This is a genomic window from Shouchella rhizosphaerae (genome assembly GCF_900142675.1).
Lineage (GTDB): Bacteria > Bacillota > Bacilli > Bacillales > Bacillaceae_D > Shouchella > Shouchella rhizosphaerae.
This window is the reverse complement of record NZ_FRBS01000002.1, coordinates 552032-575289: the sequence shown is the minus strand read 5'-3', so window position 1 is coordinate 575289 and position 23258 is coordinate 552032. Positions and strand designations below refer to the sequence as shown.

Below are 23258 nucleotides of genomic sequence, written 5' to 3'. Positions count from 1 at the left end.
AATAATAAGAATCGTAAAAACGCAAAGTTCCTTACTAAACTAAAGCACTGCTTTTTATAAAGATTGACTAGCATCTACTCCAGTGCGCCTTTTCCCCTTCACCTGTTTTAATGTCGCGACGATCAGAAAACTAACAATCACTAATAAAAGCCATGAACTGACCTTCCCCAAATGAACAAGACTCCATGCATCGGTTTGGTTCGGATATTCCCAAGCCCCAAAAAACGTTGCAATATTTTCGGCTATCCATATAAAAAATCCGATGAGCACAAAAGAGAGTGCAAGTGGCATCCGGTAACGAGTTTCATTCACTTCATATGTAACCCATGATGGCCAAAAGACGATGATGACAAGCCCCGCTAACCAAAAACGGATATCAATCCAAAAGTGATGAGTAATAAAATTTAAGTAAATCGCAGCTGCAAGAGGGACAACCAGTAACAGCGACGGCCACTTCACCAATTCTATCTTTAGTCGCCTCCACGCTTGGCAAAGATAACTTGCTACGCTTGCATACATAAATCCGCTATACAAAGGGACGCCAAATACCTTGGAATACCCTTCCTCTGGGTAGGACCAGGAGCCCATGTGTACTTTAAAAAGTTCAAGAGCCAGCCCAATAAGGTGAAACAATGTAATGACTTTCAATTCGTCCCAAGTTTCAAGCCCAGAACGCACCATCCACCACTGCATAAAAAGACAAATAATGAGCAGCCAATCATACCGTGGCAAAAAGGGAAGTGGCACGAGCTGTGTAATGGCCAAAGAAGCAAATATAACGACAGGAAACAAGCAGGACAAAGCTTGCTCCCACCCAAAACGAACGAGTTGTTTTAATGGCCTCATCATTCATGCCTCCATTCTGACTAAGTCTTCTCTGCCGTCCACTTTCATTCATCATGGAGGTTTTCATCACTTCGGTACTCTAAAAGATCTCCAGGTTGACAATCTAAGGCTTTGCAAATCGCATCTAACGTGGAGAGTCGAATCGCTTTGGCCTTTCCATTTTTCAATATAGAGAGATTCGCCATCGTTATCCCAACTCGTTCGGAAAGTTCAGTAACGCTCATTTTCCTTTTTGCTAGCATCACGTCAACATTGATTATAATCGCCATGATTTTCACCTCAAACCGTTAAATCATTTTCAGATTTGATATCAATCGCTTCTTGGAAAAGTCTTTGAAGAACAGCAGCGAATACTGCGATTACCGTTGAAGCGAAGAGAGGGACGACTCCCATAAATAGGAGACCAGGGGCATCATCTCGATCTGCTAACAAGTAAAAGAACGGCATAATAGCTACGTACAAACCACTGATGATGATTGCGCAATATTTAATCTTTTTCAACGCTCTCGTAGACAGTTCCGAGAACGATTGGTTCTTGTCAATGTAACTTAAAAGTTTAAAAGCCTGAGACAATGCGACAAAAAACGGTATCACTGTTAAAAATACACCGATAAAAATAGGATATAGGATATGGCCATAATCTGGATCTACCGGATGATTGGGTATCCAAGCCAACCCAAAGATACACAAAGCAAGAACGGGACTTCCCATAAGCACCACCGCTATCTTTAAAAAAAGCGTAGAACCTCGTTTCATGAAAAACACCTCTATTAATTTGTTGTTCAATTGATTCTATCACAAATTTATCGATTATCAATAAATTATTGTTGATTATCATGTTTTTATTATTGCATTAGAATATACTTCTTGTATGCTCATAGTTCGTCTGATTGCTATTTTGCTAACAGATCGGTGATGGTTGCGTCTTCACGAACAGGGACGGTTTGAACCACATGGTATAGTCAATGTTTTAACGAAAATTCTCAAAATAAAATACCACTCCTATTTAAAGGACGGTATTTTAGTCGATTGGGAAGAAGCGAAAGTATGTTTGATATTAACCTTAGCCGAGCGTATTTCCGGCATAAAATGAAATTGTTAACGTGATAACCACAATGCCCGCAACAACACTTAAAATTATCTTTGATGAACGTTTCATTGTTTATATATCCCTCCCCACAACTAACCACCGTTACTGAAGTACCCAGTTATGTTATTTTTGTTGTCCACACGCACTTGACCTTTTCCACTTTGATAAGTCCATACGCCTTATTATAAAGCAAGGTTATTTTTAACATTTTCCTACACAAATTAGCCATTTGTATATTGGGAAATTTTTAAATCTATTACATGTTTCTCTATTTTCTAGTATAATTGTAAAAAATTCTATGAAATCTTTATTTAAGGAGGGGAGAACTTTATGTCTGCTATTTTATCTCCAGAGGAAGTAAGCACGATAATTGCTGAGTGGTATAGCTGTATTATTGCACGTTCTGTAGAGCAAGCAAATGAACTCAAAGAAAAAGCAGAAAATATGGTCAAAACAATGGAGCCAAATGATCGAGTAATCGCTTATTATTCTTTAGTTGAGTTCAGGCATTCAATCATGGCCAAACAGGGAGGCAAGGACGAAAAGGATGATGAAAGGATACAACAGGCGGGCAATATGATCGAAGATTCGATAGATCATACGCTCAAATACCTCTATTTATTTGTAAGTGGTCAAAATGAATTTATAAAAGAACGTTACCAGTCTGCGATTCGTTTATTCCGTAAAGCAGAACGTTTGCTTGAGTATATAAACGATGAAGCCGAAGAAGCAGAGTTCTATTACTACATGGGTTCGTCTTTATATAGAATCAATCAGTATCCGTACGCTGCTTCATACATTGAAGAAGCATTACTTGCTTTTAATCGCCTCGGGTATATCGAACGGGCTGTATACTGCCAAGTGATACTTGGAGGTATTTATTCTGAAGCGGGACAGCATGAGAAAGTCCGAAAGTTATTAGAAGAGGCTCTTAGCATTTCGAATAATTACCCCATGGCCCAAGTAGCAGTTTTACGTATCATAGGATTAGACGCTTTGCGAAAAAAAGCCTACCAAAAGGCTAAGGAGTATTTCGAAAAGAGCCTTTCCTATCCTGAATGCACGGAGACTATCTTAGGAGTCAAAAGCGAGTATAATTTAGCAAACGCATTGTTTCGCATCGGCTTATTCAATGAGGCACTCCCTCATTTAACCAAAGCCTATGCAGGAGCACAATCTTACAACAACCACGAATATCAAGCTAGATGTATTGCTACTTACGGACTATACGTAAACTCTAATCCGGAGGAAATTGACCAAGCCATTAAAAGCCTGAGTGAGTCGGATATGAACTTTGAAATTGAGGAGATCGCAGAGGAAGCAGCAACGTTTTTTAAACAAAAAGGAGAACAAGAACTAGCGTGGAAGTATTTAAACGTCGCCTATCGTGCACGCCAAAATCTATCAAACATAGGAGTCGATCAACCTTGAAAAAAATATGGTTTTCCCTATTTGCAGCATTATTGTGTGTTTCTTTTACCCTCCAAACAAATGTCGTCATTGATCGTGATTCTCCGACAATTGAAACTCGAGATAAAGGAGATACCGTTCATTAATCTAAGAGAAAATTTTTTTTACAACCCTTGAGGAAAAATAAATATCTTTGTTTTTTAGACGCACTTTTCAAGAAGTGCGTTTTTTATTTTTTAAACTATAAACTTTTTCTTGTTTTCGTTCCTTTATTAATTTCTGCATTACTTTTTCCCCTAATTCTAATGGAGCCCTAAATTAGGGAACTGGACAGTAACCAATTCCAAGCTTCACTAGCGTTGTCGTATGGGGTAAAATTTCAATCCACGCACTCACTAAGAGTGCGACATGAGGCGGCAAATTGTAGACAAGAGCAACGCGAATTTCAATCCACGCACTCACTAAGAGTGCGACGCTCCACACCGTTTTGATGTAACAACTGTTCGAATTTCAATCCACGCACTCACTAAGAGTGCGACAATTGTTCGTGATGGCACTATGTTTGAATACTGGTAATTTCAATCCACGCACTCACTAAGAGTGCGACCGTCCAACAAAAGAAACGCGGTAATTGTAAGATGGATTTCAATCCACGCACTCACTAAGAGTGCGACAGCGATATTCCCCTATTTATTGGAAACCCATTAATAAATAATAGAGAAAAGCCGCTCTTCTTCTATATAATACCATGGGACACCAACAACATTTTGCCACTTTTCCACATATTATCCCACATTAAAGTCCTTTTTTGGTGCGGGTGATCTAGGGATTTTATGTGCGCTTGGGGTTCGCACTAAGAATCACGGCTCAAAAGATGAATAATTGTAAAGTTAATCTCCTTGGCTCAATTGTGTCTATCTCTACTTTACTCTTTCCATTAAAAAGCTTCTATTTGCGTAAGGAGGTTCCTTGCTTATACACCTATTCGATTGAGTTCTTCTCCCTTCCTCCCCAATTAATGAAAAAACACCTCCGCTTGTTAGTACATAGCCTAACAAGCGAAGGTGACAGTCCGGGCTCACACTTTTCACGCAAACGCTGGCACAACCGTGTTTTCACTGCCAACCATGCGAATTTTTGATTTCGCCATTTCTTTCGCTGCTTCTTTTGCTTTTTGCAAATACGCGCGTGGATCGAGGCTGTCTGGTTCGTTTGCGAAGTGGTCGCGAATTGCTTCGGAATAGGCATTTTTTAGTTCTGTTGATACGTTGACTTTTGCCATTCCGAGGGCGACACAACGGCGCACGTCTTCTTCTGGCACGGCCGAGCCGCCGTGAAGGACGAGGGGGACGTCGACCATTTCGGCAATTTTGGCGATTCGCTCAAAGTCAATTTCGGGTTTGCCTTTGTAAATTCCATGGGCAGTGCCAATCGCAGGGGCAAGTGTCGGCACGTCTGTTTCTTCGACAAATTGGCGGCACTCTTCTGGAATTGCTTTTTGGGCGTCGGCTTCGTCTACGACAATGTCGTCTTCCACGCCGCCGACTTTGCCGAGCTCTGCTTCCACGTTGACGCCAAGGGACGAGGCAAGCGCGACGACCTCTTTTGTCCGAGCGACGTTTTCTGCGAATGGATGCATGGAAGCGTCCATCATCACGGATGTATAGCCAGCGCGGATCGCGTCTTTGATCACCTCAAAGTCTGTGCAGTGATCTAAGTGCAAGCCTGTTGGCACTTGGTAATGTTCCGCTGCGGCCTTGGCTACTTCAGCAATGTTTTTTGCACCGAGTGACTTGACCGTCCCGACTGTCGTTTGCAGGATTACCGGGGACTTCAATTCCGCTGCTGCTTCGAGCACCCAGAAAATGCTGTCAAATGAATGGACATTAAACGCGACAATCCCGTGTTTGTTGGCTTTTGCTTTTTTTAGCATCGGTGTCGTTGACTGTAATCCCATTTATTTGCCCACCTGCCCTTCGTTTTCTGCGATTTGATATAGTAGTTTAATTGAATGATTGTCTGGGTCTTTCATTGCTTGAAATGGCTTGTCGCCATCTTCTAGCTTAAACACGTCATGGATCAAAGGCTTGACATCGATTTTGCCAGACGCGATGTAATCAATCGCAGCCTGCCATTCATAGCCGGGGAATGGGCCAGAATAGCTCATCCAAGAACCTGTGATTTCCAATTCTTCACGTAAAATTTTCTCAAACGTCGCTGCTGGAAACGTCACATCCCCTGACGCCGTTCCAACAAACACAATCTTCCCTTTTTTCTCAACTAAAGCGACCGCTTGCTCTTGGGCGCTCGGCACGCCTGCTGTTTCGATAACAGCGCCAGGCTTGCCATGTTTGCTAGCGTATGAAACCGGGTCCTCTTTTAAAGAGTTAATCGTGTCGTCTGCGCCGATTTTTTTGGCAAATGCCAGTTTCTCGTCGTTGATATCAATCGCTGTTACTTTCCCTGCCCCGCGTGCTTTTAAGGCGAGAATGGTCATAATGCCAATCGTTCCGGCTCCTAGAACACAGACGTGTTCGCCTGCCGGTAGCACAATTCGCTCAATTCCGTGGATCGCGACTGTCAATGGTTCGATTAACGCCGCCTCCGCTAATGTTACCGTTTCCGGCAAAACGAGGAGATTTTCCGCTTTTACGACTACGTATTCGGCCATTGCGCCATTTTCCCGGGAACCAAGAAAACTGTATGAGCTACTTAAAGCTGGGCTTCCCTTTTGCATAAAGGGATCGTCTTTATTTGGCAAAAGGGGGGCGACGACTACACGGTCACCAACCGTTACTGAATCGACGCTTGCGCCGACAGCCTCTACCGTTCCAGAAAATTCATGTCCGAGAACAATCGGGTAATTGTGGACTTTGCCATCGAAGTACCGTGCCAAATCAGAGCCGCAAATGCCGCAATAAGCAACCTTGATTAATGCCTCATCCTCTTTAGGGACAGGGGTTTCAATGTCCTTTATAGTAAATGATTGATTCGCTTCAAGAACGAGCGCTTTCATGATCTCCACTCCTGACTCAATTAATTTTTATCTGTCTCTGCTGGGAGTAATTTGCCCCGTTTATGCTGAACAATCGTAAATACGACACAGAATCCATAAATCGCCGTCACGACAATAAGCGGAAGTAGATTTTGCCATGTTGTTAGTTCGGTCATGATGAATTGAAGCGGGCTGCCGCCTTGGTCAAGGGATGCTACTTGCCCCCCGGATATCGTTCCAGTGTTGAGTGCAAGCTGAGTGTGGACGCCGACCATCATGTTCGCAATCCAAATTGTCATTGTCATAATGAGCGTCCCTGAGATCAACGTTCTAAACAAGTTTCCGCCGTGGATGCCGACTGCAATCGAGATGAAGAAGCCAATTGTCGCTAAGTCACCGAACGGAAGAACTTCGTTTCCAGGAATAAGAATTGCAATTACAAGTGTAAGTGGGACAAAAATCAAGCTTGCCGCGACCACTTGTGAATTGCCGAGCAAGAGCGCAGGATCTAGCCCAATATAATAGTCTTGCCCTGAGAATCGTTTATCGAGCATTTCCCTTGCAGCCTCGGCAATTGGCATTAATCCTTCCATAATAAACTTGACGACAGTAGGCATTAACAGCATTACCGCCGCCATTTGAATGCCCAATTGCAAAATCGCTGATACCTCGTAACCTGCCAAGGCACCGATGACTGTCCCGAGAATGGCACCAATAATCGCAGGTTCTCCGATTGGTCCAAGTCGGTTTTCAATTTTATCTGAGTTAATATTCACGTTTTTCAAACCAGGAATTTTCTCTATAATTGCGTCAGTGACAACAGCGATTGGCGCCATTATCGCCCCTGTGCCATGTGGAATCGAAATTCCTTCCAAGCCGTTGTATTTATGAATGATCGGCGCAAACCAATCCCCTAGCTTATAAGCAAATGCCGCATAGATGACAACACCAAGAACGCCAAGCCAAAAGCTTCCTGATGCGGTGGACACAATCGCACCGGCAAATGCCATATGCCAAATATTCCAAATGTCAACGTTAACAACACGGGTCCATTTCAACAACAACATGACGACATTGACAAGAATGGCAACAGGAATGGCCACCGTTCCTATATTAGAAGCCCACGCCATCGGAGAAGCTCCTGGCCAACCAACATCGACAATTGATAAACCAAGATTAAACCGTTCCGCCATTTCCTGTGCGGCTGGCCCTAAGTTATCTGTCAGTAAGCTAATAACTAAAGTGATGCCTACAAATCCGACCCCAATCGTGATCCCTGATCTTAACGATTTCCCAATTCCTTGGCGCAACAAGAGGCCAAGGACAAAGATCACAGCCGGAAGCATGACAGCAGGCCCTAAATCCAATATATATTGCAGCACATTCATGATGTCTCCCCCTATCAGCAATAGGTTATTTTAAAATATCCAAAATCTCTTGTTTCGTTTTATCAAGGCCAACACCTGAAATAAAAGGCAACCCATGGATCACAGGAACGCCATAATCACGATCGACTTTTGCCGTGGAGATGATCAAATCAGCGCCTTGCGCTTTTGAACCGAGTTCGCTGACACGACATTGGCTGACGTCTGCTTGGATGTTGTTTTCTTTCAAAATCGCTTTCACTTTATTTGCAGCTACCGTAGACGTAGCAACAGCTCCACCACATGCGACTAATACTTTTTTCATGTTTATTCCCCCTCGAGTTGTTTAGTAATGGAAGCGTCCAATAGGGCTAACGCCTCGTCTTTTTCTTGTACAGAAGCCAACTTCTTCACAAAATGGGCATCTTGAATACGTTCCACAATGGTTTGCAGCGCTTTCAAATGAGCTGAACCATCAGCTAAGCCAAGCAACAACACAACTTTCACATCGATTTGATCGTTTTCCGACCCCATTACGCCAAACGAGACAGGCTCCTTTAGCGTCAACAATCCAATTTTGCTTTCCAGTACATAACTGGCATCGGTATGAGGAATCGCCACACCAAACGGCTCAGTTGGTATCCCTGTCGCAAACGATTGTTCTCGCTCTTTTAAACCGTCAGCGTACGTCTCTTTCGCAAACTGTTTAGCTTGCATCGGCGCCGCTATTGTCTCTAACACCTCTTCAACCGTTTGGCATGTTTGGTTTAACAAAATCAAGTCTCGATCAAGTAAAGCATTACTCATCTCCCTCACCCCCTTCAGCTTCAACGACGATGACATTTCGTGCTTTCGCTTGAATCGCTTTCAGCATCTCTGCATCGGCCTTGGAATCGGTAATGAGTGTGTCAACTTCTTCAATTGGAGCGACTTTATTCATATGGATGGAGCCGAATTTTGAGTAGTCAGCCATCATCACGCGCCTTTTCGAATGTTGCACCATAAGGCGCGATACTTCAGCTTCCCCCATATGGATGTTCGTATAGCCTACTTCCGGATGCAAAGCCCCAATGCCAAAAAAGCCGGTATCGACATACAAATTGGCAATTGTTTGGTTCGCAACTGGCCCATACAAGGAACGCTCATTTTTTCGGACGTTGCCGCCAATGATAATAATTGAGAAATTCGAGTGCTCCACAAGCTCATTGGCCAAAGAAAGCGAATTGGTTACAATCGTCAGCCCCGTTTTTTTCATAATAAGCTCGCGAGCAAAATAAAGGGCGGTCGTGCCATAGTCGATATAAATCGTATCGTTATCAAAGACAAACTCAACTGCTTTTTTCGCAATCGCCCGCTTTTCCCACTCATTGACAATTTTTCTCGAGCTATAGTTCGTCTCAAGATTTGCCTTGTTTAACACCGCTCCTCCGTGCACTTTGCGAATGAGCCCTTTTTCTTCTAATTCGTATAAATCTTTGCGAATCGTTTCTCGCGTTACATCTAGTTTGGAACTAAGTTCGGAAATTTTGACAGAATGGTATTCATACAATTCCTTCATGATCAAATCTTGTCTTTCCTGCGGAAGCAAAGAACCATCCCCCTCCCTTATTACTGAAATCGCTTACCTTGGATTATAAGTGACAAAGCCAAAAAAAGCAAATATTATTTTTGCTTTATTTTGCATTAATTCATTAACGACTTTGCAATACTTGGTTTTTATTATATGATTAACTCAAAATGCAAACCAATGCAAATAGAGGTGTGTAATCAATGATCCATATTTTATGTGCCAATCCAGCCCTTGACCGAACCATTTACGTTCAAGCTTTTTATCCAAATGGCGTAACCCGTTCTAGTGCCTCCCATGAAGGCCTTGGCGGGAAAGGATTCAATGTCGCCCTTCCTTTTATTGTCACAAATGAGCAAAAAACGATTCACATGCACACATTTTTCGGCGGGCCTGTAGGAGAACAATTAGCACAGATGATGAAAAACGCCCAACTAGCAGGGGAAACAACATTCATTGAAGGCGATAACCGATACTGCACCATTCTCGTAAACGAATCAAAGCAAGAAGCAGCCCTAATCAATGAACAAGGACCTTCCATTACAGAAAAAGAACAACAGCAGTTTTTGCAATCGCTTTTTTGCTCCCTAAAAGCAGGCGACCATCTCGTGCTTTCAGGATCACTCCCAAAGGGGACCCCCCTCACTTTTTACCGGGACATCATTGCCCAAGCAGAAAGCCGCGGCGTCCAGACCATTCTCGATAGCAGCGGCGATGCATTAGCATACGGAGCAGAGGCAAAACCATGGCTAATAAAGATCAACGGAGAAGAATTTTTAGACTTAATGGGGGTAAAAGAGGAAGCCGCCAACAGACAGCAGCAAATCGAAGAATATTTAAAAAACAGCCCTTACCCTAACTGCATCGTCACATTAGGCGGCGAAGGAACAGTCGCCAAAATCAACGGAGACATCTGGCGTGTCACGCTCCCAACGATTAACGTAACAAATGCTACCGCCTCAGGCGATATTTTTCTCGGCACCTTTATACGCGAGTGGCGAAAAACAAACGATGTAAAAGCAGCTCTATTAGCAGGCAGCGCCCTCTCATTGGCAAACTGCCTCCACTGGCTGCCAACGATTGATTTTTCACAAGCCGAACAGTATCAGCAAAAAATCCACATCGAACGGATTGGTTCAGCTGTTTAGTCATGCATTTTAGCAAAGCAATTCTTGAAAAAAGCAGACAGAGCCAGGAGGAAAACTCCTGGCTCTCGTTTTACGTGGACACTATTTTCACAACCCACAAAAGAAAACTGCCGTGTGGCCTAATGGAAATGGCATAAACATAGAGTTCTCCGGCTAACCCTATCGATGCCCTATCCAAAGACTATGGATTTCAATCCACGCACTCACAAAGAGTGCGACGCCGCCTTTTTTTGCCCGTTTACGGGAAATGCAAATTTCAATCCACGCACTCACGAAGAGTGCGACCCTAGTCCAAGAATTCAATTTATATGCCCCGGACGATTTCAATCCACGCACTCACAAAGAGTGCGACCGGTATTAGTTCTGCCGATTACAAACACATGGTTATTTCAATCCACGCACTCACAAAGAGTGCGACCAAGAGATTATAAGGCAACAGAAATTAGGTGATTATTTCAATCCACGCACTCACAAAGAGTGCGACGAAGCTGTGAAACGAAGAGACAATGGGCTGTGTGTATTTCAATCCACGCACTCACAAAGAGTGCGACAGCGAAATCTCCCTATTTCTTGGAGTGAAACTATAAATAATAGGGAAAAATCACCCTTTTCTTCTATCATATCATAGGACGTAAACGAGATTTATACATTATTACACATATTATTTCATATTTAGGCTCTTTTTTGGTGCGGGTGATCCAGGAATTTTATGTTCGCTTAGGGTTCGCACCAAAATAATAGGTTAGAAAGCATTTCTCAAAGTTATATTTGTTTGCTCACTTGTTATCAATGTTAAATCCAAAAACGATCCACGAAATACCTTATCATTTTTTACCGAATCACTTTTTTAGCTAGTAGATGACCGAAAGCCACGATTGGAATAATGGTCAGTCCGTATGGGATACTGGCAATTAGATCATTAACCTGAATATTATATTCCGCTTCTAACCGGTAAAACAAATATAGTGAATATGGAAGGGTCACGATAATGGCGGTAATGACCCCTGGTGTATACATTCTCAGTAGCAGTGCTTGACCTGCATGCGTAAATACATGCAAAAACGCGATGACGTTAAAACCAATGAACCAGGTAAACATTTGTTGCTCTGCCGCTAAATAGGTAACAGGAATAAATACAATAAACTCAATAAACACGGCAAAAGCAAATTGCGAACCAGTCATTCCGTTAAATATACGAAAGATTGGTCTATAAAAAGAGGGGATCCTTTGATAGACCGACTCGTAGCGTTTTTTTACCCATCCTTCGACAAAAATAATTTCCTCAAAATCATGAATCATAAAAAATACCAAAAATAGCCAGATAAGTGATGAAATCGAGACTGATTGATTCAATGCTTCGATCACAGGATGCCTCCTTCATGGGTCCCCACACCATTACTGTTCAAACAGATTGGTTCGATACGCGGGCAGGTTCGCTGCCTTTTCCAGCTCGTTTAGTAGATTCTCCAAATTCGTTCGCTTAAAAGAAGCAAGATATACCGCCAGCGGAGCCTCCTCTTCTTCTGAACCAGAAAGTTCAAACACGATCAGCACATCATCTTTCACAAATATTTTCCACGTATTTAGCTCGGAACCTTCTTCTATCTCATCTTCGTGGTCGTCTAAACGCATCCACTCGTGATAGTCGGACAAGTTCCCCGTGCTTTCATCGAAAATCGCCCAATACGGCAGCCGATCTTCAACGCCCAATTGAACTAGAGCTTTGCCAGCGAGAAAACGGCTTAGTGACTGATTCTCTAACTGCCAGTCGGCGAAGCTCCAAGCGCATAAATAAACTGGCGGGTCTTCCTTTTCCAACTCGTCCAACCGGATCCCACAGTAGATCACAGATTCTTCTACTTGGTAGAAAACCAAAAATGCTTTGTCTGTTGTAAAAAAAGTGCTATCAGGAATAAACAGCTTCTCCAACGGCAGCGGTTCATATTGATTGTTGCATCCTTGGGAGATATGTGGAGACCGTCCCAACGCTTTGTAGTAATTCCGTAGCACCAGCGGCAAGGAAAAGCCAAGCTCTCGTTCCTTTGCCTCGATCTCACTCTCTGGAATACCATGATGCGCCTCGTGCTGGTCTCTCAATAGACGAAGGAGGCCTTCGATGCTCGCTTCCATTGTTTGTACGCCTTCCTTTCCGTTAATCGTAGACATCCTCAGCTAATAAAAATATAAATCTACTGAAACTACTTTATTTCCTTACCGTTGCGGCCAATTAGCCCGTGCAGGAGCTTCATGACTGATTGGATTTCGGTATCAGTTAGCAAATAATAGGTATTCACAGTCCAGGTTTCTCTGTTCTTCAAATGAAAAATCAGCTTAGGAAACTGCGGAAGCAGCCATCTCTGAATGGAAGGGCCACTGTAGCTGATTTTTACAATGTCCACCCACGCTACTGTTTGCTTACCGTCTGAAATAGCCTGTTGGTCATAAGTGAGTAACTGCGTATTTGATTTCAATGCCCGTGGCAAGCAGACAACCAAATATCCACCAAAAAACGGAATCCCTATGATAGCTGACGTGATACAAAAAAACGTATGAATTAACGTAGCATCGGTAAAAAAAGCAACATACAGCAGAAACAAACAAACCAGCACAAACAGTAAACTGCCAAGCGCTTTGCCCCATGCCACCGATTTTCGATAAGATATTGCTTTCATTTATCTTGTGCCTTTCTGATTTTGTTTAAACAGCTCTCATCATACTAATTGGTGACTACATTATACAAGGTTAGGCGATTTTTTTATGCCTTTTAAGATAAACAAAAGTTACGTTTCCATGACCTTTAAGCACAGCCCTATTTTGAAAGAACACGTTCGTCGTCCAGAACTTTCAGTACGTCCATCTACTTTCTGTCAATATTTTAATCTGAAGGCCCATATTAAGAAATACAAAGGAGTCAGATTGCAAATTACTAATAGCAGTAAAGAAATAGAGAGTTGGAAACTAAATTCAAGTCCCATTGCTCCTCTTATGAAAGCTTCATTGGCAAATAAGAGCATGATAAAGCTTGCATTTTGTACGACGGACATGATTTTTCTAGCCTTCATGTACTGAAGATCTTTATTTGCTTCAGTCAAATTAATATAATTCAGTTTTTCTGGTTTCCTAACTAAAAAACCGAGCAGACACCACATCAATACACCTATTAGTGGAATAACAATTAACAAATACTTAGGTCTGAAATTGTCAGGGATTCCATTACTATAGTGAAAGGCGATTTGATTAGGAATATCTGGCCAAGCATTTATTAGAAATGTAAGGTGATAGATAAAGAAAACAGCGGATAGAAATACGAGTAAATTTTCTATTTTAGAATGGCCATTCTTCGGTTTTTCCATATGTACCTCCCCCTACTTGTAGGTATGAAGTCTATAATAACCATGAATTAGTAAAAAATTATTCTTGGCAAGTGTACTACTTCTCACATGACTTGGAGTACTCCAAGTCATTGCTTTGTTAAGTCATGTTATTTTTCAACTGTTCCATTTTCCACTCACTAAATTTCCTCACGATAATATCAACCACAATGTAAAACGGCAAAAAGCTAGAGTTCTCGACTTTGTTATACAACCAGAAAGGAGTACTGTTTACATAAATATTAAACATCGCATTTTGTGCCAGTAAATTATTCCTCAATGTTGTTAGGCTGACACATTTAATCTTTCTTGTTTTAATCGCGTGAATAATTTCATCGAGGTTTTCCGATTCGCCGGATAAAGAAATAATAAACAAAAGATCGTTTTCGCCCATTTCTCCGAGTCCATTTGTAAAGTCCCGTTCACTTCGTATGACTTGAGATTTCTTGTGCAGCGTCCATAACTGCCGCTGAACATCATTCGCCAAATCCAGCTGTGCAGCCCCCGTTCCGTAAATATAGATATATGGAGCGCGGTCAATCAGTCGGTTTAATTGGCAAAAGTCTAGTTGCTCCATGTACTTCCTCGTCTGGTGGATATCTTGGTCAAGCAGTTCCATTAAATCTTGGCTCGTACCTTCCGTAAAATTGTTCAATTTAATATAAGATTTTAAGTCGCTGTAGCCGTCTAAACCAATTTTTTTCGTGAGTCGGTGGATGGAAGAGATGGAAGTGTGGGCATAAACAGCGAGATCCTGAATTTTCATCGTCTTCATCTCATCAATATGGTCATAAATCGTCTTAATAATATGCAAATCATTCTCGCTTAGTGATTCAAAGTGTTTATTGACTAACTTGTCCAGAATCATGTGCTCACCTTCTATGAAAATATTTTCCTTCTGTGAAAATATAATCTAATCGTACAACTTGATTTCTAAATGCGTCAAACCTATTGGGTTTTGAAAGCGCTGCCTTTACAGTTAAATTGTAGACCACGCAAAGGAGTTTTGCTTATGAACGCAATCAAGCGGTTTGGCAGCGCGATGATTGTCCCTGTTCTCTTATTCGCATTTTTTGGCATTGTCGTCGGCCTGGCAACTTTATTTAAAAACCCGGCGATTATGGGAGACATCGCTGCAGAAGGGACGATGTGGTACAAGGTTTGGTCACTGATTGAAAGTGGAGGCTGGACCATTTTTAATCATATGGAGCTGGCGTTTGTTATCGGCTTGCCCATTTCATTGGCAAAAAAAGCGCAAGCACGGGCCACACTTGCAGCATTGATGGTTTACCTTGTTTTCAATAATTTTATTAATGCGATTTTGACACTTTGGCCGTCCACTTTCGGCGTCGATCTATCACAAGGGGTCGAGAACATAACAGGTGTTAAAGAAATTGCCGGTATCCCTACATTGGATACAAATATCATTGGCGCCATTGTCATATCTGCGATTGTAATTTGGATCCATAATCGTTTTTATGATCAAAAGCTTCCTGAAATGCTTGGCATTTTCCAGGGTCTCGTCTTTGTGGTGATCATTGGTTTTTTTGTAATGATTCCTTTCGCTTTCCTCGTTGCTTTTGTATGGCCGTATGTCCAGCAAGGCATTGGTTCCCTCCAAGGGTTCATCTCACAAGCTGGTTATGTTGGTGTCTGGCTGTTTCATTTCTTGGAAAGGGTTTTAATACCGACGGGGCTGCATCATTTTATTTACACTCCTTTTGAATTTGGTCCGGCTGCTGTAAATGAAGGGTTAAAACCATATTGGATTGCCAATTTAAATGATTTTGCTACTTCAACTTCAGCGTTAAAAGATCTTTATCCATATGGGTTTTTACTGCATGGAAATATTAAGATGTTCGGCTGTTTAGGGATCGCACTCGCCATGTATTATTCAACACCAAAAGAAAACAGAAAGAAAGTGCTTGCGCTCGTATTGCCTGCAACATTAACAGCGATATTTGCGGGAATTACAGAACCGCTTGAATTTACATTTCTATTTATCGCGCCCTATTTATTTGTGATCCATGCCCTTCTTGGCGCGACTATGGTAACGCTGATGAACATGTTTGGCGTCGTCGGCATGATGGGCGGCGGATTAATTGAAATAGCCGCGTTAAACTGGATACCACTCGCTTCTAATCACGGAAGCATTTATATCGTCCAAGCCATGATTGGGCTTATATTTGCAGCACTGTACTTTGTCCTGTTCAGATGGATGATTGTTAAATTTGATATTCCATTACCAGGGCGAAAAAAGGAAGAGGAGGCTAGGCTATACACAAAACAAGATTATCAGAAGGCTAAAAAAGGGAGTAATCATGAAAAGGAAGCTGCCGCAGCTTACGAGTCTGAGTATGAAGAGAAAGCGGTCTATTACTTAGAAGGCCTTGGCGGCAAAGAAAACATTAAAGATGTGACAAACTGTGCAACGCGTCTACGTGTTACAGTGATTGACACTAGCTTGGTCAAAGACAGCGATTACTTCACAAACAATAAAATGGCCCATGGATTGGCTAAAAGCGGCCAAAGCATACAAATTATTGTTGGCTTAAGTGTACCGCAAGTAAGAGATTCCTTTGAAACAAAACTTTAAACAGATAATAGGAGAAGGAGAGATTTACTATGAAAACATTTAACATTACCATCGCTGGAGGCGGAAGTACATTTACACCAGGGATCATTTTGATGCTGCTCGACTACTTAGATGAGTTTCCGATTGATACGATTAAACTTTACGACAATGATGGCGATAGGCAAAAAACGATTGCCGATGCGTGCGCGATTTTATTAAAAGAACGTGCTCCAGAAGTACGTTTACTAGCAAGCACAAATCCAGAAGAAGCATTTACAAATATCGATTTTGTCATGGCCCATATCCGTGTTGGCAAATACGCCATGCGTGAGCTAGATGAGAAAATTCCATTGAAACATGGTGTTGTCGGACAGGAAACATGTGGACCTGGCGGAATCGCTTATGGGATGCGTTCGATTCCAGGCGTATTGGAACTAATCGATTATATGGAAAAATATTCACCCGAAGCCTGGATGCTGAACTACTCAAACCCAGCAGCAATTGTCGCAGAAGCAACACGTAAACTAAGACCCCATTCTAAAGTGTTGAACATTTGTGATATGCCAATTGGCATTGAAGAACTAATCGCCAAAAACTTAGGATTCGCCTCACGCAAAGAAATGGAAGCCGACTATTATGGCTTGAATCACTTTGGCTGGTGGACAGATATTCGAGATAAAAAAGGAAACAGCTTAATGCCTGACGTGATAAAACATGTGAGCCAACATGGTTATGCGACAGACGGAACATCCGAACTCGAACAGCAAGAAAGCTGGAATAGCACACTAAAAAAAGCAAGAGAGGTACAAGCACTCGATCCAAAAACGGTGCCAAACACATATCTAAAATATTACTTATACCCAGACTACGAAGTGGCGCATTCAAATAAAGAATACACACGGGCCAACGAAGTCATGGAGGGTCGCGAAAAATTTGTTTTCGGTGAATGTCAAGCTATTATCGACAAAGGCACGGCAAAAGAAACAAAGCTAGTCATTGACGAGCACGCTTCCTACATCGTTGATTTAGCAAAAGCCATCGCCTTTAACACAAAAGAACGGATGTTAATGATTGTCGAAAACAATGGCGCCATCCCGAACTTTGACCCAACAGCAATGGTAGAAATCCCGTGCCTCGTCGGCAGCAACGGCCCAGAAAAACTAGTTGTCGGAGAAATCCCTAGATTCCAAAAGAGTCTCATGGAGCAACAAGTTGGCGTCGAAAAATTAGTAGTAGAAGCGTTTGAAGAAGGTTCCTACCAAAAACTATGGCAAGCCATCACATTATCGAAAACCGTGCCAAGTGCAAAAGTAGCAAAAGATATACTAGACGACTTAATCGAAGCGAATAAAGCATTTTGGCCAGCGTTGAAATAGACAATAAAAACGAAAATAAGCAATATGGGCGTCGGTGCGCCTATATTGCTTATTTGGTTTTTCGGACTTGCTTTTTGCATGACTAGTCGTTATCGCAAGCGAACGTCGATTCATGTGGATGTTAATTGGCGCAGTTATAAAAAGTGCGCCGAGCAGAAAGCCACATTCCGTTCGCCGGAAGCAAATTTCAATCCACGCACTCTCATAGAGTGCGACGCCGGCAATTTGCAAACAAATATGTCAGAGAGATTTCAATCCACGCACTCACTAAGAGTGCGACCATATGCCTTTTTCTTTTGGGCGAAATTACCACTAATTTCAATCCACGCACTCACTAAGAGTGCGACGATTTCCTCAACAATGTGCGTGTCGCGGCCATTATATTTCAATCCACGCACTCACTAAGAGTGCGACCATATGCCTTTTTCTTTTGGGCGAAATTACCACTAATTTCAATCCACGCACTCACTAAGAGTGCGACGATTTCCTCAACAATGTGCCTGTAGCGGCCATTCCATTTCAATCCACGCACTCACTAAGAGTGCGACCAAATCGAAAAGTTTCAATCAAACTATTCTTTGATTATTTCAATCCACGCACTCACTAAGAGTGCGACAGCGAAATTCCCCTATTTGCTGGAAATAAAACCACAGATAATATAGGAAAGTCGCGCTTTCCCTTCATTATATCAAGGAACATGAACCATATTTTCACATCTTTATACACATAAGCTCATATTCGCGCTCTATTTTGGTGCGGGTGATCTAGTAATTTTATGTGCGCTTGGGGTTCGCACCGTCTGATTTAAGCTTTTGTCTTCGACGGCGTTAATGTTCAATGGCAAACTTCTTTAGGTTGACCCAATTAAACCGTTGCTCCCACCTATCCTTCTAATCCCACCCCATTTTAATACCACGAACACCTAAAAAAAGAAACTCCATAACCCAATGTTTGGAGTTTCTTTTTCGTCTCATTTTTATAGGTAGTCCATCTTCAAGCACCATTGCAAATCCTTTTATTCGAAAATGTCAGCTCAATATCGCCCCTTGATCCACCAACGTGTCTTGCAAGTGCTTCACATCAATTTCTCGTGGGAGGCACTTTTCTTTTGTGGCGATGGCAGCGGCAGCTCCGGCGGCTTCTCCGATTGCGAGGCAAATGGCTTGGACGCGGAAGGAGCCTAATGCTTCGTGCGTTGCTGAGATGCAGCGGCCGGCGACGAGCAAGTTGTTTAGCCCTTGTGGCAGGAGGGCGCGGTACGGGATGTCGTAATGGGTGCCTTTTGGCAGTTTGTAAATTTCCGTCGTTGACGAGTCTGGCGAGTGAATGTCAATCATGTAACAGGATTGGGCAATGCAGTCGTCGAATTGCTTTAATTCGACAATATCTTCTTGTGTGATGACGTAGTCGCCGATGATCCGTCTTGTTTCCCGAATTCCGACTTGTGGGGCTGTTTGAAGGAGCTCTGCTCGCTTGAACCCTGGCACGTATTCTTTCAGAAAAGCGATGCCATCTAGCACTTGTTCTCGCCCGATCACTTCCGCATCCGTTAAGTCTTGTGGGTCGAGGGCGTTTTTGCCTTGAATGCGTCCAAAGTTAATGCCTACGACATTGTCCACCCACGGGACTGTGAAGATCGCAGCGATATGGTCTCGGTTCACTTTTGTTAAGAAACCGTCGCGCTTCGCCTGTTCGATTTCGTCTGCGAAGCCGGTTGCGTTTACGTACCTATATCCGTCTTCTGTTTTCCAGTAGCCACGCCGCCCTTCTTGGTCGAGCTTTTCGCCAAGTGCTGCTGTATCGACGTTGCCAAGCACATACATAAGTGAGGAAGGCTGCGTGCCTCCGTCTTTGTCTCTGCCGATTTTGCAGATCGCCCCGGCTCGTTCGGCGACATCTCCATCTCCCGTCGCATCAATGACGTGCGTCGCAAGCAAAGCTTCTCTGCCTGCTTTGCTTTCAATAATGATCGCTTCAATCGTGCCTGCTTTTGTGATCGTATCGACAACGGTTGTGTGGCAAAGGAGCTCGACACCTGCTTCTGCCAATAATTCAAACGCGAGAATCTTGTATTGTTCGGCATTAAACGGCTCCCAGCCTTTGCGATCGGTCATGATCAGCCCGCCTCTGTCATGGAGCTTTTGGCGAATCTCTTGAAAGATGCCCCCAGTAATAAAGCGCTCCTTATCATGATAACCGTAGGCAAAAGAAGTCACCATTCCAGCTGTCCCCATCCCTCCGAGAAAGCCGTGTGATTCGAGGAGAATCGTTTTGGCACCGTTTCGGGCGGCGCTTAAGGCAGCGCCAATCCCTGCTGGTCCCCCTCCACAAACGACCACATCGGCTTCCGCGCGTACACGTACTTGTTTTTCTATTTCCGTTACTTGTCTCATCTGTTTATTCCTCCAACTTATACGTTTTATTCCTTTGATCCAGACATTGCTAGGCTCTCAATAAACTGCTTCTGCGCAAAGAAGAAGACTGTTAGAACAGGCAATGTTGCTAGGACAGACGCGCTCATCAATGAACTCCAATCGGTTCCAGCCTCGTCGGTAAAGAGAGACAGAGCTAGCGGCAACGTCATTAATTCTCTTGAATTGATGAAAATTAAAGGTTCGAGAAACTCATTCCAATTCGTTAAAAAGGTAAAGATCGTCACCGTCGCAAGCGCTGGCTTTGATAGCGGCAACATTATTTGCACAAAGATGCGGAAACGGGAGCAGCCGTCGATTCGGGCGGCATCTTCAAGTTCTGCTGGGACTTGCTTAAAAAACTGCCTCATTACAAAGATGCCAAACGCTCCGCCTGCGCCAAAGATCGGGATGATCATTAAAGGCAAATGAGTATCAATCCAGCCGAGTTCCCGCATAAAAAGAAAGAGCGGGATGATCGTTACTTCGCCAGGAATCATCATCACACTTAGGAAAGCGAGAAAAACGACATTTCGCCCTTTAAATGGAATCCGGGCGAAGGCGTACCCCGCTAGCGACGCGAGCAATACCGTTCCGATTGTCACCGTGGCCCCAATGTAAATACTGTTAAACATTTGCCTAAGAAAGTGGGTGCTACTAAGAACATTGAGATAGCTATCCCACTGAATGGGGTTTGGGATAAAGGTTGGCGGCAACGCGAAAATTTGGTTAGGGTCTTTTAAAGACGTCGTGACCATCCAAATAAATGGCAACAGCATAATCGCTGAAATGATCGTTAATAAACCATAACGAACGACTGTAGAAACGGAGTTAATCTTCATTGTAGACCCACCTTTTTCGAAGCCACCATTGAATCAAAGTGAATGCAAAAATGACAAAGAATAAAATAAACGCTGCCGCAGAAGCGTAACCCATATCAAATAACCGAAATGCTTTTTCCCAAATATAATAGACAATCACTTTTGTGCTGCTCTCTGGGCCACCTTTTGTCATCACAAAGATTTGCGCAAAGATCTTCATCGCTCCAATAATCGTAATAATCGTCGCCAAAAAGACGGTAGGCGAAATGATTGGGAGCGTAATGTTTTTAAATTGACGCCAGCTTCCAGCACCATCGATTCGCGCCGCTTCGTATAAGTTTTTCGGCACCATTTGCAAGGCGGCTAAAAACAGCACCATGTTTAGCCCGACGTTTTTCAAGACACTAGTTAAAATCACAACGGGCATCGCTAAATTTTTGTTATACAACCAGGCTTGTGGTTCAATGCCAAACCAAGCAAGAATCGAGTTAATGAAACCAAAGTCAGTCGCAAACATATAGCGCCAGACAATCGCCCAGACGACAAGCGTTGTGACCACTGGCACAAAAACAATCGTGCGGAATAGGCCCATTCCTGGTAATGGATGTCGTAAAAGCAAGGCTAGCCCTAGGGCGAGAATAATATTGAATGGTACTAAGCCTGCGGTAAACAGAACTGTATTTTTCATCACTTGTTGAAATTCAGGGTCTTGCACGATCGCTTGATAATTGGCCGTTCCGATAAATTCCGACTGGCCGAGTAAGGGCCAGTCGGTGAAGCTCATATAGAAAGCGAAGCCAATGGGAATAAACATAAAGATCGTAAATCCGAGTAACATCGGGCTTATAAAAAGCCAACCTGCTAGCTCATCCCGTTTAAACATCGGTTTTCGAGGCCTTTTCTTTTTTTGTCTCCATTCTGCCTGAACATCTGCATTCATGTCTTATCCACCCCGCCGCTCATTCTTGCACCAATGGATTGATGCTTGCTTCCATTTGCTCAAGAATGTCAGCTGGTTCTGCCGTTTGGCCGAATAAATGATCAAAGCCTTGGAGGATGTGGTTGTCGATGTTTTGCCATTCTGGATGAATCGGTAACACACGTGATTCTTCGCTTAAGTTTAAAATCGTTGACTCCATGCTCGCTCTCGGCGGATTGCCTGGTTGTTCAATAAAAGCATCTGATTCAAGTACTGATGCCCGTGGTGGCGCGAAGTACGTCGAGGTCGCTTCCATCCCTGTTTCGCTCGCAAAGTAGCGAATCAGATCGAGTGCTTCTTCAGGATGCTCCGTCCCTTCAAACATGACATAGCCTGCTTGGCCGAGAATAGGCGATCTTCCTTGTGAGCCAAGAGGAACAGGAGCGATATCCCATTCAAAATCTTCGATCCCCCGAGCGGTTGAAACATAGCTGTAGACATCAAAAAACATACCGACGTTCCCAGCTTCAAATGCGACTTGGTCACCTGCACGAGGATGTGAGCGGTCCTCAAACATCATCCGTTCAAGCATTTCTAACGTCGAGATTCCGGCATCGCTATTCCAAGTAAACTCAGTCGTGTCTTCGTTAAAGAGGTCTCCCCCTTCAGCTCGCGTATGTGCTAAAAGATTTTCCCATGTTTCCCAAGCTCTAAAGAAATTCGCCCCATAGACGCCTTCCTCCTCAGCGATTACAGCTGCGGCTTCTTCAAAAGCTTCCCACGTCCACTCGCCTCGGCTTTCCAATTCTTGTGGCGTTTCTAGTCCATTTTTTTCAAATAAGGTTTTATTGTAGAAAATAATATGTGGCGGGCTTGAGAACGGCACGCCGTAAAGGGCGTCTCCCACTTCATATTGCGTAATTGTCCCTGGCAAAATGTCCTCAAAGTGAAACGACTCATCTTCACGAAGTGCAGATAAATCAGCGAGTATGTTGTTTTCAATAAATTGAGGCACCATTCGCTCAGCCGCCCATCCGATATCCGGCAGCTCTTGCCCCGCTGCAAGCACGGTCATGTTTTGCTGATAGTCAGGAAAAGGCGTCGTCTGGATCGTTACATGTACATTTGGATGATCGACGTAATACGCTTCTAATAATTCTTCATAAACGGCAATGTGGTTTTCGTTGCCCCAAGTTGAGAACGTCAACTCAATTTGTTCGTCTCCATTTGCATCTGTTGATCCACCAGACGATGAACACCCTGCCACAACGAGCAACAGGCCCGCACTTATGCTCCATCTCTTCACTTTAAATTCCCCCCTTTTTGTTCTACCTTCAGTTTAAATAAAGCGCTTACAGTTTAAGA

The 23258-nt window shown here is 43.2% G+C and carries 22 protein-coding genes and 3 CRISPR repeat arrays; of the genes, 4 read left to right on the top strand and 18 right to left on the bottom strand.

What is annotated here, in order from left to right:
* Positions 1-54: 54 nt before the first annotated feature.
* Genes BUC05_RS08845 through BUC05_RS08835 form a run of 3 tightly spaced genes read right to left on the bottom strand, consistent with a single transcriptional unit; the run spans position 55 to position 1602 of the window.
* Positions 55-846: a DUF817 domain-containing protein gene (locus tag BUC05_RS08845; protein ID WP_035203482.1), complete on the bottom strand. Its 792-nt coding sequence runs from the start codon at positions 844-846 to the stop codon at positions 55-57.
* Between the two features lie 44 nt (positions 847-890).
* Positions 891-1115 carry a helix-turn-helix domain-containing protein gene (locus tag BUC05_RS08840; RefSeq protein ID WP_035203484.1) on the bottom strand — a complete coding sequence of 75 codons (225 nt, stop codon included), beginning with the start codon at positions 1113-1115 and terminating at the stop codon, positions 891-893.
* Between the two features lie 10 nt (positions 1116-1125).
* The gene (locus tag BUC05_RS08835) at positions 1126-1602 is read right to left on the bottom strand and encodes a DUF2975 domain-containing protein (RefSeq protein WP_035203486.1); all 477 of its coding nucleotides are present in this window, start codon (positions 1600-1602) and stop codon (positions 1126-1128) included.
* A 664-nt stretch (positions 1603-2266) separates the two neighbouring features.
* On the opposite strand from BUC05_RS08835, the gene BUC05_RS08830 reads away from it, so the two are divergent.
* Complete coding sequence (locus BUC05_RS08830) at positions 2267-3367, top strand: response regulator aspartate phosphatase (protein WP_035203489.1); 1101 nt, start codon at positions 2267-2269, stop codon at positions 3365-3367.
* Between the two features lie 355 nt (positions 3368-3722).
* A CRISPR array of direct repeats spans positions 3723-4020; the repeat unit is 32 nt; unit sequence ATTTCAATCCACGCACTCACTAAGAGTGCGAC.
* 413 nt (positions 4021-4433) lie between these two features.
* Here the strand turns inward: BUC05_RS08830 and BUC05_RS08825 are convergent.
* Genes BUC05_RS08825 through BUC05_RS08800 form a run of 6 tightly spaced genes read right to left on the bottom strand, consistent with a single transcriptional unit; the run spans position 4434 to position 9293 of the window.
* Positions 4434-5303, bottom strand: a complete 870-nt coding sequence (locus BUC05_RS08825; RefSeq protein ID WP_035203492.1) for a class II fructose-bisphosphate aldolase — start codon at positions 5301-5303, stop codon at positions 4434-4436.
* Entirely contained in the window at positions 5304-6362 is a 1059-nt protein-coding gene (locus BUC05_RS08820; RefSeq protein ID WP_035203494.1) for a galactitol-1-phosphate 5-dehydrogenase, read from the bottom strand. It abuts the gene before it with no gap.
* 20 nt (positions 6363-6382) lie between these two features.
* Positions 6383-7729 (bottom strand): PTS galactitol transporter subunit IIC, encoded by a 1347-nt coding sequence (locus BUC05_RS08815; protein ID WP_011248408.1) that lies wholly within the window; start codon positions 7727-7729, stop codon positions 6383-6385.
* 25 nt (positions 7730-7754) lie between these two features.
* Positions 7755-8030 (bottom strand): PTS galactitol transporter subunit IIB, encoded by a 276-nt coding sequence (gene gatB, locus BUC05_RS08810; RefSeq protein ID WP_011248409.1) that lies wholly within the window; start codon positions 8028-8030, stop codon positions 7755-7757.
* 2 nt (positions 8031-8032) lie between these two features.
* Positions 8033-8512: a PTS sugar transporter subunit IIA gene (locus BUC05_RS08805; protein WP_011248410.1), complete on the bottom strand. Its 480-nt coding sequence runs from the start codon at positions 8510-8512 to the stop codon at positions 8033-8035.
* Positions 8505-9293, bottom strand: coding sequence for a DeoR/GlpR family DNA-binding transcription regulator (locus tag BUC05_RS08800; RefSeq protein ID WP_011248411.1), 789 nt, complete (start codon positions 9291-9293; stop codon positions 8505-8507). The genes BUC05_RS08805 and BUC05_RS08800 overlap by 8 nt, the downstream gene beginning before the upstream one ends.
* A gap of 182 nt (positions 9294-9475) precedes the next feature.
* Here BUC05_RS08800 and BUC05_RS08795 point away from each other — a divergent pair, with 182 nt between their 5' ends.
* Positions 9476-10420 carry a 1-phosphofructokinase family hexose kinase gene (locus BUC05_RS08795; RefSeq protein ID WP_035203498.1) on the top strand — a complete coding sequence of 315 codons (945 nt, stop codon included), beginning with the start codon at positions 9476-9478 and terminating at the stop codon, positions 10418-10420.
* A 186-nt stretch (positions 10421-10606) separates the two neighbouring features.
* A CRISPR array of direct repeats spans positions 10607-10971; the repeat unit is 33 nt; unit sequence TATTTCAATCCACGCACTCACAAAGAGTGCGAC.
* Positions 10972-11251: 280 nt separating this feature from the next.
* On the opposite strand, the gene BUC05_RS08790 is transcribed toward BUC05_RS08795, so the two are convergent.
* From BUC05_RS08790 to BUC05_RS08770, 5 genes are all read right to left on the bottom strand, one after another.
* Positions 11252-11785: an HXXEE domain-containing protein gene (locus BUC05_RS08790; protein ID WP_035203501.1), complete on the bottom strand. Its 534-nt coding sequence runs from the start codon at positions 11783-11785 to the stop codon at positions 11252-11254.
* A gap of 30 nt (positions 11786-11815) precedes the next feature.
* On the bottom strand, positions 11816-12550 hold the full coding sequence (locus tag BUC05_RS08785) for an SMI1/KNR4 family protein (RefSeq protein WP_035203504.1): 735 nt from the start codon (positions 12548-12550) through the stop codon (positions 11816-11818).
* A 68-nt stretch (positions 12551-12618) separates the two neighbouring features.
* On the bottom strand, positions 12619-13092 hold the full coding sequence (locus BUC05_RS08780) for a DUF5381 family protein (protein WP_035203507.1): 474 nt from the start codon (positions 13090-13092) through the stop codon (positions 12619-12621).
* A gap of 195 nt (positions 13093-13287) precedes the next feature.
* On the bottom strand, positions 13288-13773 hold the full coding sequence (locus BUC05_RS08775) for a DUF1648 domain-containing protein (protein ID WP_011248416.1): 486 nt from the start codon (positions 13771-13773) through the stop codon (positions 13288-13290).
* Between the two features lie 118 nt (positions 13774-13891).
* Positions 13892-14659: a MurR/RpiR family transcriptional regulator gene (locus BUC05_RS08770; RefSeq protein ID WP_035203510.1), complete on the bottom strand. Its 768-nt coding sequence runs from the start codon at positions 14657-14659 to the stop codon at positions 13892-13894.
* Positions 14660-14803: 144 nt separating this feature from the next.
* Here BUC05_RS08770 and BUC05_RS08765 point away from each other — a divergent pair, with 144 nt between their 5' ends.
* Positions 14804-16387 (top strand): alpha-glucoside-specific PTS transporter subunit IIBC, encoded by a 1584-nt coding sequence (locus BUC05_RS08765; RefSeq protein WP_073304598.1) that lies wholly within the window; start codon positions 14804-14806, stop codon positions 16385-16387.
* A 29-nt stretch (positions 16388-16416) separates the two neighbouring features.
* Entirely contained in the window at positions 16417-17742 is a 1326-nt protein-coding gene (locus tag BUC05_RS08760) for a 6-phospho-alpha-glucosidase (RefSeq protein WP_073304596.1), read from the top strand.
* 184 nt (positions 17743-17926) lie between these two features.
* Positions 17927-18358: a CRISPR direct-repeat array (repeat unit 32 nt; unit sequence ATTTCAATCCACGCACTCACTAAGAGTGCGAC).
* Between the two features lie 412 nt (positions 18359-18770).
* Here the strand turns inward: BUC05_RS08760 and BUC05_RS08755 are convergent.
* Genes BUC05_RS08755 through BUC05_RS08740 form a run of 4 tightly spaced genes read right to left on the bottom strand, consistent with a single transcriptional unit; the run spans position 18771 to position 23199 of the window.
* A complete protein-coding gene (locus BUC05_RS08755; protein WP_063609159.1) occupies positions 18771-20135 on the bottom strand; it encodes an FAD-dependent oxidoreductase in 1365 nt (454 codons plus the stop codon).
* A gap of 26 nt (positions 20136-20161) precedes the next feature.
* Complete coding sequence (locus tag BUC05_RS08750) at positions 20162-20995, bottom strand: carbohydrate ABC transporter permease (RefSeq protein ID WP_011248421.1); 834 nt, start codon at positions 20993-20995, stop codon at positions 20162-20164.
* A complete protein-coding gene (locus tag BUC05_RS08745; protein ID WP_073304594.1) occupies positions 20985-21914 on the bottom strand; it encodes a carbohydrate ABC transporter permease in 930 nt (309 codons plus the stop codon). The genes BUC05_RS08750 and BUC05_RS08745 overlap by 11 nt, the downstream gene beginning before the upstream one ends.
* A 19-nt stretch (positions 21915-21933) precedes the next feature.
* The gene (locus tag BUC05_RS08740; RefSeq protein WP_035203523.1) at positions 21934-23199 is read right to left on the bottom strand and encodes an ABC transporter substrate-binding protein; all 1266 of its coding nucleotides are present in this window, start codon (positions 23197-23199) and stop codon (positions 21934-21936) included.
* Between the last annotated feature and the right edge of the window lie 59 nt (positions 23200-23258).